The organism is Limosilactobacillus panis DSM 6035 (assembly GCF_001435935.1).
Classification (GTDB): domain Bacteria; phylum Bacillota; class Bacilli; order Lactobacillales; family Lactobacillaceae; genus Limosilactobacillus; species Limosilactobacillus panis.
In genome coordinates this window covers 1-203 of the sequence record NZ_AZGM01000127.1, presented here as the reverse complement: position 1 = coordinate 203, position 203 = coordinate 1, and the positions used below count along the sequence as shown (strand labels likewise).

At 37.9% G+C, this 203-nt stretch carries 1 protein-coding gene; it reads left to right on the top strand.

Annotated features, from left to right (window positions below):
- Nucleotides 1-203 (top strand): hypothetical protein (locus FD32_RS10290; protein WP_235803784.1); only part of this gene is annotated, 203 nt, incomplete at both ends.

Here is a 203-nt window from a genome sequence, read left to right as displayed (position 1 = left end):
TGAGAAAAGCCGAAGCTGACGCAGCTCCGGCTAGTTTTCGTGCTTTCAAGTTTCAGCTAGGTAATCAAATTTTTGACAAGCTACTTTTACGATGTCATTTTCATGGTGTTCGCCAGCGTTTTGCCAAAATATGGGTACCAATAATTAAACCTGATTTATTCATAAAAATACACAAAATACCCATCAAACACATGTTTCACACG